The following is a 9,860-nucleotide window of genomic DNA, read 5'->3' on the forward strand; positions in this document are numbered from 1 at the left end:
GATGATCTTGCCGATCTCCTCGTCGTTGTTCGCCGAGATCGCGCCGACCTGGGCGATCATCTTGCCCTTGACCGGCTGGGAGAGCTTCTTGATCTCCTCGACGACGGCCTCGGTCGCCGCCTCGATGCCGCGCTTGAGGTCCATCGGGTTGGCGCCCGCGGTCACCGCCTTGACGCCCTCGCGGAAGATGGCCTGGGCCAGCACGGTGGCGGTAGTGGTGCCGTCACCGGCCACGTCCGAGGTCTTCGAGCTGACCTCGCGGACCATCTGGCAGCCGATGTTCTCCCACGGGTCGTCCAGCTCGAGCTCCTTGGCGACGGTGACGCCGTCCTTGGTCGACAGCGGCGAGCCGAACTTCTTCTCGATGACGACGTTGCGCCCGCGGGGACCGAGCGTCACCTTCACGGCGTCCGCGAGCTTGTTCACGCCGCGGAGCAGCGCCTGTCGGCAATCCTCCGCGTAGGAAACCTTCTTCGCAGCCATGGCTACTCCTCGTTCGCCCGGGCCCAGGGGCCCGGGCGGGGATCTCCGAATCGATGCCGTCAGTGGCGGGTCTGCCCCGGAACGGGGCGCCGCCTCAGCCGACGATGCCGAGGATCTCGTCCTCGCGCAGGATCACGTACTCCTCACCCTCGATCTTGACCTCGGTTCCGGAGTACTTGCCGAACAGCACCCTGTCGCCCTTCTTGACCTCGAGCGGATGCACCTTGCCCTGGTCGTCCCGCTTACCCTGGCCGACCGCGATCACCTCCCCCTCCTGCGGCTTTTCCTTCGCCGTGTCGGGGATGATGATCCCGCCCTTGGTCTTCTGGGCCTCCTCGATCCGCTTGACGAGCACGCGATCGTGGAGAGGCTTGATCTTCATGACCGGTCCTCCTGTAATAAGACGCGAATTTGCAATAACTTGCGGGCACACGCCCGACCGCCGGCTAGCACTCCTCGCCGGCGAGTGCTGACAATAAGATCGGCCCTCGGGGCTGTCAAGCCGCAACGCGCCGGCGGGGCGTTCCGGGCGCGCGCCCCGCGGACGCGTTGCCGTTTCGCGGAAAAGAGGCGAAAAAGATCCGTGGGCGACACCGGCCCGGACGGCGCGCCGCGCGCAGCGGCGCGGGGGCGGAGCCGCCCGCCGTCCGGGCGAGGGGAGACCGCCGGCGGCCCGGCGCCGGCGGGAGGAAGCCGGCGGAGCCACGATGACCGATCGCCGCAGTGCCATCGTTCCTCTCGACGAGCGGACGTTGCTGCAGAGGCTGGAACGCGCCGCCGAGCGCCTCGGAGTGGAGCCGCTCCAGCGAAGGGAAATGGAGCACCTCGTGGGGGTGGTCACCCGCTGCTCGGCTCTCCTCGAGGACGTCTACACCGACGAGCGGCTCCGGGCGGTCCTCGGCGGGGACCCGCGCCGTCTGGCGGCGCTCCTCGCCGCGCCCTGGTTCCGGATGCCGGCGGCACCCGATCTTCCGTCGCTGATCAGCCGCGTGCGCCGCCTGCCCGACCCCGTGCGGCGCATCGGGGACCAGGCGCTGTTCGACCTGGCGATCACCGGCCGCTCCGAGATCCACGGGGTCTCGCTCGAGGAGCTGGGGCCGAAGGCCTACGACCTCGCCGCCGACGTGCTCGAGCTGCTGGCGGCGGACGCCCGCCTGCGCGAACACTTCCTGTCCAACCGGCTCGGGGACGCGGTCCGGATCGAGGACGAGGTGGAGTTCCTCCACCGGTGCGCGGAGCGCTTCGACCTCTACTCGCGGATGCTCCGGGAGGCGGGAGAGGTCGAGGAGCCGCCGGAGGAGGGCGGGGCGCCCCGGGAGACGGCGGGAGGCCTGGTGGTTCCCGGCTCGGAGGGGGCGCTCGTGCGGGCCGGGGAAGCGGCGCTTCTCGCGGGCGCGGCCGCCCGGGAGGCCGTCGCCGGGCAGGCGGAGCAGGAAGAGGAACCCGCTCCGAGCGGGGGCCCGCTGTTCACGGGGGCTTCCCTGCCGCGGGAGCACCTCCTCGGCGCCTACGAGCGGCTGCTCCTGTTCGCCGGCCTCGACCTCGACCGCCTGCGCGAGGAGCTGATGTCGATCGTCATCGACCAGGACGAGGCGATCGAGACCCTCTGCGACGACCTCGCCCTGTACGCGGTCGGCACCCAGAACCTCCTCCGCCCCGGGAGCTACTTCCTCGTCGGGCCGACGGGGGTGGGGAAGAACTACCTCGTCGAGACGCTGGTGCGCCTGCTGGAGCGGCAGTGGGGTCTCGAGGTCCCGCTCCTGACGATCGAAGGGCCGAACTACACCTACCCCTCCGACATCAACGAGCTCCGCGGCGCCACCCGCGGGTTCATCCGCTCCGACGAGCCGGGCCTGCTCACCGAGTTCCACAAGCGCGCCGCCGGCGCACCCCTCGCGGTGATCCTCGTCGACGAGGTGGAGAAGGCTCACCCCCAGCTCAGGCGGTTCTTCCTTTCGATCATGGACCGCGGCACGACGACCGACGCTCACGGGAACGAGCTCAACTTCGCCGGCACGCTGATCTTCTACACGTCGAACATCGGCTACAAGGACCGCGGCGCGAGCACGAAGCCGATCGGCTTCGGGGGCGACGAGGAACGTCAAGCCGCCTACCGGGCCGAACTGTCGCGGGCGCTGAAGAAGACCCTCTCGCCCGAATTCATCAACCGGCTGAAGATCGTGCGCTTCCGGCACCTCGGCCGCGACTCCGCGGCGAGGATCCTCCGCCTCGAGTTCGAGAAGATCGCCGTCCGCTACCGGGACATCCACGGCATCGAGCTGCGCCTGTCGCCCGCGGCCGAAGAGCACCTGCTCGACCGCGGCTACTCGCCGGAGTACGGCGCGCGGCGGCTGGCGGCCCTCCTCCAGCGGCACTGCAACGTCGAGGTGGGCAAGATGATCCGTCGCGACGAGCGCGGCCGGCGGGAGACGCCGGAAGATCTCCTGCAGCGGGTGCGCGAGCTGAAGGCCTCCGACAAGCCGGTGGACCTCACTGCGCTCGACCGCGAGATCCTCCAGCGGGCCCGCGCGCGGGTCCCCTACCGCGGGGTTCTCATCGACGTCGAGGACGGGCGTCTGGTCTGCCGCCGGATCGGCGGGGAGGGGACGTCTTCGTGAGCGCGGCGCTGCCCCTGATCGACCAGGTCGGGCGCCTGATCGAGCGGACCTACGACTTCGACGCGGGGGTCGGCCCGCTCGGCCGCTTCGTGGTGGGGGACCTCGGCCATGCGCGCCTGATCGAGCGCCAGCGTGCCGGCGCCGGCGCGGACGTCACGGAAGGCGCGGGAGCCCGGCTGCTCCTGCGGCCGCTCCCGCGGCGGGAGGCCTGGGCCGCCGCGCTCTACCTTCCGGATGCGCTGATCGAAACGCTCGAACGTCATGACCCGCGGCGCGAGATCGGCGGCCAGAACGTGGGCGAGTTCGCGACGCTGGTGGAGGAGGTGGACCATCTGCTCACCTTCGCCGACCGCGTCCGCCGGCGCGAGGGCCCGCTGTCCCTGCTCGAGCTCGAATGGCATGCCGGGGTGACGAAGTACCTCGTGCTCACCCATTTCATCGCCCGGTTGACCGGGCGGAGGGACATCGGCGACGCCGCCCGGTCGTTCGTGGAGCGCTACCTGTTCCCGGCGGAGTACTCGGAGGAGGACCCCGCCGTCCGGGCCCGGTACCGGGACGCCGACCGGTTCGCGATCCGCCTGATCCGCGCCTTGAGGCCGAGGTCGCCGAGCGAGCGGCTGCGGCTGCTCCGCCGCTTCCACCGCGCGAACCACCACGAGAAGATGCGCGAGTTCGCCCGGCTCCCGGTGGCCTGACGGGCGGGGCCTCAGGATCCGGAGAGGATCTCCCGGGCGAGCCGGTTGACGAGCTTGCCGTCCGCCGCCCCGCGAAGCTCCGCCATCGCCGCTTTCATCACCTTGCCCAGATCGCCCGGTCCGGAGGCTCCCACCTGCGCCACGATCGCCTTCAGGCGCTCGCGGATCTCCTCCTCGCCGAGCTGCCGGGGAAGGTAGGCCTCGACCACCTCGAGCTCCCTCCGCTCCTTTTCGACGAGGTCGTCCCGGCCTCCCTTGGAGTAGGCCTCGATCGCCTCCCGGCGCTGCTTGGCGTAGGCGGCAAGAACGGCGAGGACTCCCTGATCGTCGAGCTGGTAGTCGACGCCGTGCGCGGACCGCTTGGCCACCTCCGCCTCGGTGATCTTCGCCTTCAGCATCCGAAGCGTGGCCAGCCGGTCGGTGTCGCGAGCCCTCATCGCCTCCTTCATGTCGTCGAGGATCCGCTGCTTGAGGGACATCGTGGCGCCTCCCCGGGGAACGAACCCGCGTGGATGGCCGGTATGGTAACCGGCGGCGCGCCGGCCGCGCAGCCGGCGGAGCGCCGCGGCCGCGCGTCCGCTGGCCGATGCGCCGGGGCGGCGCGGCCCGACGGCGCCGTGGGCGATAATCGCCTCGCACGACCATGGAAAGGAGGCGGTCGATGGGCCGGTACGAACGGCTGCCCGGCGGTGCGGGAGCCTGGGTGTTCGCGGTGCTGCTCGCCGCCGGCTGCCCGTCCGGAAGGACACCCGACTCGGACTACCTTGCGGAGATCCAGGCCTGGAGGGCCGAAAGGGAGGCACGCCTGCGCCGCGAGGACGGCTGGCTCACGCTCGTGGCGCTGTACTGGCTCGAACCCGGACGGCACACGTTCGGCTCCGCGCCGGACAACGACCTCGTGCTTCCGGAGGGGGCGGCTCCCGAGCGGGCCGGCTGGCTGGAACGGGACGGGGACGTCGTGACCGTCCACGCCGCGCCCGGCGCGGACGTCACCGTCGACGGCACACCGGCCGCGGGGCAGCGGCTGGTCAGCGACGCCGAGGGCCGCCCGTCGCTGGTGCGCACCGGGCGGATCACGTTCTACCTCATCCGGCGGGGCGACCGCCTCGGCATCCGGGCCAAGGATCCGGAAAGCCCCACCCGGCGGGAGTTCCGGGGTCTGGACTACTTCCCCGTCGACCCGCGCTACCGGGTCACCGCCGTTTTCGAGCCGTACCCCTCCCCGAAGGAGGTCGAGGTCGCCACGGTCGCGGGGACGACGGATCGGATGCTCGTGCCCGGCGTCGTCCGGTTCCGGCTGGACGGGCGCGAGCTCACCCTCGAACCCTGGCTGGAGTCGCCCGACGCGGAGGAGTTCTTCTTCGTGTTCAGGGACGCGACCAGCGGGCACGAAACCTACGAGGCCAGCCGTTTCCTCTACAGCGAGAGGGTGGCGGAGGGGCCTGTCGTGCTCGATTTCAACAAGGCGTACAACCCCCCGTGCGCGTTCACGCCGTTCGCGACCTGCCCGCTGCCGCCACCGGGAAACGTCCTTCCCGTCCGGATCGAGGCGGGCGAGAAGAAATACGCCGGCGGGACGCACCGGTGACCTTGGAGCACCGTTTCGAAGACGGCTGGTTCTTCCGGCGCCGGAGCGCCGCCCGGCCGCGCGGGACGCTGGTCTGGATCCACGGCCTCGGCGAGTCGGGCCTCTGTTTCGAGCGGATCGCGGCGCACCCGGAATTCCGCCGGTTCGACCAGCTCATCCCGGACCTGCCCGGCTACGGCCGCTCGCCGTGGCCCGCCCGGCCGGAGCGGCTGGAACGGCTGGCCCTGGCGGCGGCCTTGTGGGTGGAGGCGCGGGCGGCGACCCCGCCGGTGATCTGGCTGGGCCACTCGATGGGGGGCGTGCTCGCCACCCTGGCGGCCGAGCGGCGACCGCGCGCCGTCCAAGCGGTCGTCGACATCGACGGGAACATCACCTCCGGCGATTGCACCTTCAGCGGCCGCGCCGCCTCCCGGTCGCGGGCGGCGTTTCTCCGCGGCGGGCTGGAAGAGCTGCGCCGCGCCGTCCACCGGAAGGGGGTGCGGGACGAGGCCCTCCGGGGTTATGCCGCCAGCCTCGCCTTCGCCGACCCCGCCTCCTTTTATCGCCACTCCGTCGATCTCGTCCGGCTCTCCCGCGACGGATCGCTGGCCCGCCGGCTCGCCGCGCTCGGAATCCCGGTCCTGTACGTGGCGGGGTCCCCGGGAGGAGCGTGCCCGCGCAGTCTCGCGGCACTCCGGCGCGAAGGTGTGCCCGTGGCCGTCGTCGCCCCCGCCGGCCACTGGCCGTTCGTCGACGCCCCCGACGAGTTCGCGGCCGCGGTCGCCGCTTTCCTCAGGGACGCCGCTTCAGGTTGACGCTGCCGCGCGGCGTCGCATAAATGGGAAGACTCCACGGGCCCGGAAGGGTCCCGGCGATCGCGCCCATGATCCCGATCGACCCACTCCTCACGGCCGTCGAGCGGCTCCGGTGGGCCGGCTGCCGGGCGGCGGGGATCGGCCGCCTCGGTCCAGACGAGCGCTATTTCGAACCGGGGGAGGGCCGTCCCGGCGACCCTCGGTACCTGGCGGAGCTCGACGAGCTGAACGAGCGGTTCGAGGAGTACCTCGAACCGGCCGGCGTCGGCGCCCCGCCGCCCGGCCGGGTGCGCCGCGAGGGCGAGTTCGTCACCTTCCCCTCGGCCCGGCCGTGCGGCGACCCGCGCGTCGACCGTGTGGTGGTCCGCCTCTATCCGGCGCCGCCCGATGCCGGGGAGGGGGGTGTGCTGTTCCATCACTGGGTCTACGCCGGGAGGTGGAGCGCCATCGACTACCTCCTCGCTCCCCTCGCCTCCCGCTTCAGGGTCGCGGTCATGGTCGCCCCCCACCACATGATGAGGCGGCGGCCCGGCTTCCGGCCGGGCGAGGGAATGCTGAACCAGAACCCGCGGCGCCTGTTCGAGGCGCTCCGGCAGTGGCAGGCCGACCACGCCGCGACCCGAGCGCTGCTCCGTCGCGACTTCGGTTTCGAAAGGCTCGTCGTCGTCGGCTACAGCCTCGGAGCGTACGGGTTGCTGCTCGCCAGGCTGTTCGGACTGCGCGATCCCGCCGTCGCCGTCTGCGTGACCAACAACTACCAGCGCGGCGTGCGCGAGGGAGCGGCGACGGCCCATCTGGCGCGGCGGATCCTCGCCGCGGGGTTCACATGGGAGAGCTTCCGCCGGGCGACCCGGGCCCTTCACCTGGCGCGGCACGCAGGGCGGATCGGGGGCGACGGGCTCACGTTCGTGAGAGCCCGGTACGACAGGATCGAGCCCTCCGACAGTCTCGACGAACTGATCCGGGCGCTCGGCCCGGAGCGGTTGGTCTTCTTGCCCGGCGGGCACTCGACGGCCGCGCTCTTCCGTCACCGGATCGCGCGGGAGGTCGCGGCGAGGATGGCGGCCGCGTACGGCACACCGCGCACCCCGGCTCCGGATCCGGTCCGGGTCAGGGCGGAAGCCTGACGAGGTCTTCGAGCGCGGCGGTCCGGGGCCGCGCCGTCGGCTCCGCCCGGCGGGGCCGGACGGAAGGGGCGGCGGTCCGGTCGTCCGGCGCCGGCCCGGCGGCTGGTGGCGTCCCCGAGCCGCGATCGCCCGCGGGTGCAACCTCGCGGTGCGAGCCTGGGCCGGAAGCGGTGGCGGCCGGGAGCTCGGGCGCGGTGCCGCCCCCGTCGGGCTTCTCGGGACCGCAGCTTTTCCCCGTTGGGGCGGGCACCGATCGGCGCCCCGGAGGTCGGCCGGAGCGGGCCTCGGGCTCCGTTTTCCCGGTCCAGCCGAGCGGCCGGCGGGTCCGTCGCGGCCCCTGGTGGGTCCGGAGGGGGGATCCGAGCGAGGCCCATCGCCGGGGAGGTGCTCCCTCGAGGGTGCGAAGCCCCGCCCAACTCGTTGAAATGCAGACAGTTCGGCCCGATGCTCGGGCGTCGATCCGTTCGAGAGCGCAAACCTCCGCACTTCCAACGACTTCGGCGGAAGAACGCACCATCGGGGACGCACTTCACATCGGCGGAGGAGCGCTCCCGACGGCTCGGCAAGCCGGACCACCGGCAAGCGGATCGCCGCCCCGACGCGCTGGGGAAATTGCGGGCGATGCCGGGGGCGACCACCGAGTGATCAGCGGTTGGGATGCGAAAACGCACCGCCTCGGATGCGCCTCGCGCTCCCCCGCGCGGTCGGCGGAACAGGGGCGCCCTCCGAGGCGCACCGGCCGTCCGGTGGGCCCGCTCCTACCGTTCAGGCTGCTCCCGCGACCGTGTCAGGTTCCGCGCGGCGATCACCCGGAGGCGCTCTTCGGCCGGCCGGTACTCCACGATCTCCAGAACCTCGTCTCCCCGCGGCGCGAGGGGGTGGGGCCGCGGGTGGCGGACGATCCCGAACCGCACGGCGCGCACCCCGTCCCCCGAATCGGGCTCGACTTCCAGGACGTTGAGGCGATGGCGGTGGCGAGGAGCGAGACGGGCCTGGCGCAGAAGATCGGGCCGGTTCGCGAACAGTTCGTCGAGCGCTTCGCGGGCACGCCGGCGCAGGCGGCGCTCGGCCAGCCACTGCGCAAACCGCCGCCGCCAGCGCGCCAGCGGAAGCACCGCCCGCCTCACGGAGGTGCCGCCCCGAGCGCCTCGAGGGAGCGGCGCGCTTTCGCGGCGAAGGGCCCCGCCGGGTCGAGCCGGAGGCTTTGGCGCAGCTCGCGGATCGCCTCCTCGCGGCGGCCGAGACGCCTCAGGGTCTCGCCCAGGTTCCGGTGGGCGATGGCGTTTCCGGGATCGAGGCGCACCGCCTCCGAGTAGTGCTCCGCGGCGCTCGCCAGATCGCCCCGCCGGACGGCGTCGTTGCCGGCGAGGAGGTGCGCCCTCGCATGACCGCTGTCCACTTCGACGGCGGTGCTGTGGTTCCACACGACGAACGACGCGGAGACGAGGAGGCCCACCGCAGCGATCGGCACGACCGCGTACCGCAGCGCAGGCCACGGAACCGAACTCCGCGCGAGCAGCCAGCCTCCGAGGAGCGCGTAGCCGTAGCCGACCACCGCGAACAGGTCCCAGTCGTTCGCCGGGCCGAGGTCGGGGTTCCAGGTGAGGGCGAAGACCTGAAACGAAACGGCCAGCGCCGCCAGAAACAGGGCGAAGCGGTCGCCCCGCAGGCGAACCGCTCGGGGATGCGCGAGCGCGAGATAGGCGATCGCTGCGAGGCCGGGAAAGGACGTCAGCAGCAGCTCGTTGACCGCGGCCTCGAGGTGCGCCGCGGAGAACATCGAGAACTGGAAGTAGCGGTAGGTCGGATCGAGAAGGAACACGAACTTCATCCGGCCGAGGTGCGTGTCCCGGATCGAGGCGAGGGGCACGCCGAGCGCGGTGAGGAGCGCGATCGTGGCGAGAACCGGCAGGCCGACCCCGGCCGCTGCCACCAGGAGATCGCGCGTCCGGCGCTGCCGGCGGGATCCGAGGAACGGCGCCGCGAAGAGCGGGGGCAGGAGCCAGCCGCCGAGGACGTGAAAGGAAACCGCTCCGCCGGCCGCCAGCGCCGCGGGAAGTATCGAGCCCCCGCGGGCCAGGTAGCGGTGCGTGGCGGCGATCGCCGCGATCATCAGCAGGCCGACGAGGCAGTAGTGCTCGACGCTGCCGAAGTAGATCGCGAACACGCCGGCGCTGAGCGTCGGAACGAGTCCCGCCAGCGCCCGCTCGCGCGGAACCGCTCCGCGGACGAAGAGGCGGGCGAGGATCATCACGACGGCGACACCCGCCGCGCAGCTCGCCGCGGCGTACACCGTCTCCACCGAAGCGCCGAAGAGATCGTGCGCAAAACGGAAGAGGACCGTGTGGGTGAGGATCTCGAGAGGCTCGTTGTAGGTCGCCCGGTAGCCGAACCGGATGCCGAAGTAGGTCACCGCCTGGATGAGGTGGGCGCTGTCCCCGAGGGCGAAGTTGCGCGTTCGCAGCGCCCAGAAAACGGCGAAGAGCGCCGGCGCGGCGGCCGCGCGGCGCACGCACCGGGGAAGCCGCCGCCACGCCGCCGCGAGCCTCGACGCC

The 9,860-nt window shown here is 72.3% G+C and carries 10 protein-coding genes; 5 read left to right on the forward strand and 5 right to left on the reverse strand.

The window, feature by feature from the left end:
* A partial coding sequence (gene groEL, locus D6718_07095; protein RMG45576.1) for a molecular chaperone GroEL occupies window positions 1-483 on the reverse strand: 483 nt, incomplete at its 3' end.
* A 94-nt stretch (window positions 484-577) separates the two neighbouring features.
* Window positions 578-865, reverse strand: a complete 288-nt coding sequence (locus D6718_07100) for a co-chaperone GroES (GenBank protein RMG45577.1) — start codon at window positions 863-865, stop codon at window positions 578-580.
* A 325-nt stretch (window positions 866-1,190) separates the two neighbouring features.
* Here D6718_07100 and D6718_07105 point away from each other — a divergent pair, with 325 nt between their 5' ends.
* Together D6718_07105 and D6718_07110 are read left to right on the forward strand one after the other, a co-directional pair.
* Window positions 1,191-3,101 (forward strand): ATP-dependent Clp protease ATP-binding subunit, encoded by a 1,911-nt coding sequence (locus tag D6718_07105; protein ID RMG45578.1) that lies wholly within the window; start codon window positions 1,191-1,193, stop codon window positions 3,099-3,101.
* Entirely contained in the window at window positions 3,098-3,796 is a 699-nt protein-coding gene (locus D6718_07110) for a hypothetical protein (GenBank protein ID RMG45579.1), read from the forward strand. The genes D6718_07105 and D6718_07110 overlap by 4 nt, the downstream gene beginning before the upstream one ends.
* Window positions 3,797-3,807: 11 nt before the next feature.
* Here the strand turns inward: D6718_07110 and D6718_07115 are convergent, their stop codons facing one another.
* Entirely contained in the window at window positions 3,808-4,275 is a 468-nt protein-coding gene (locus tag D6718_07115; protein ID RMG45580.1) for a GatB/YqeY domain-containing protein, read from the reverse strand.
* 164 nt (window positions 4,276-4,439) lie between these two features.
* On the opposite strand from D6718_07115, the gene D6718_07120 reads away from it, so the two are divergent.
* The 3 genes from D6718_07120 to D6718_07130 all read left to right on the forward strand — a co-directional run bounded on the left by D6718_07120 (window position 4,440) and on the right by D6718_07130 (window position 7,305).
* Window positions 4,440-5,384, forward strand: coding sequence for a DUF1684 domain-containing protein (locus D6718_07120; GenBank protein ID RMG45581.1), 945 nt, complete (start codon window positions 4,440-4,442; stop codon window positions 5,382-5,384).
* Window positions 5,276-6,178, forward strand: a complete 903-nt coding sequence (locus D6718_07125) for an alpha/beta hydrolase (protein ID RMG45582.1) — start codon at window positions 5,276-5,278, stop codon at window positions 6,176-6,178. The genes D6718_07120 and D6718_07125 overlap by 109 nt, the downstream gene beginning before the upstream one ends.
* A 68-nt stretch (window positions 6,179-6,246) precedes the next feature.
* Window positions 6,247-7,305 (forward strand): hypothetical protein, encoded by a 1,059-nt coding sequence (locus D6718_07130; GenBank protein ID RMG45583.1) that lies wholly within the window; start codon window positions 6,247-6,249, stop codon window positions 7,303-7,305.
* A gap of 758 nt (window positions 7,306-8,063) precedes the next feature.
* On the opposite strand, the gene D6718_07135 is transcribed toward D6718_07130, so the two are convergent.
* Both D6718_07135 and D6718_07140 read right to left on the reverse strand, forming a co-directional pair.
* A complete protein-coding gene (locus D6718_07135; GenBank protein ID RMG45584.1) occupies window positions 8,064-8,432 on the reverse strand; it encodes a hypothetical protein in 369 nt (122 codons plus the stop codon).
* Complete coding sequence (locus D6718_07140; GenBank protein RMG45585.1) at window positions 8,429-9,817, reverse strand: tetratricopeptide repeat protein; 1,389 nt, start codon at window positions 9,815-9,817, stop codon at window positions 8,429-8,431. Before D6718_07140 ends, D6718_07135 begins: the two co-directional genes overlap by 4 nt.
* Window positions 9,818-9,860 lie beyond the last annotated feature (43 nt).

The sequence above is a fragment of the Acidobacteriota bacterium genome, assembly GCA_003696075.1.
Lineage (GTDB): Bacteria > Acidobacteriota > Polarisedimenticolia > J045 > J045 > J045.

What these genes read in the sequence shown, in the direction of transcription:
- D6718_07100 (RMG45577.1), bottom strand. Translation starts at nt 865, where the DNA reads ATGAAGATCAAGCCTCTCCACGATCGCGTGCTCGTCAAGCGGATCGAG.
- D6718_07105 (RMG45578.1), top strand. Translation starts at nt 1,191, where the DNA reads ATGACCGATCGCCGCAGTGCCATCGTTCCTCTCGACGAGCGGACGTTG.
- D6718_07115 (RMG45580.1), bottom strand. Translation starts at nt 4,275, where the DNA reads ATGTCCCTCAAGCAGCGGATCCTCGACGACATGAAGGAGGCGATGAGG.
- D6718_07120 (RMG45581.1), top strand. Translation starts at nt 4,440, where the DNA reads ATGGAAAGGAGGCGGTCGATGGGCCGGTACGAACGGCTGCCCGGCGGT.
- D6718_07130 (RMG45583.1), top strand. Translation starts at nt 6,247, where the DNA reads ATGATCCCGATCGACCCACTCCTCACGGCCGTCGAGCGGCTCCGGTGG.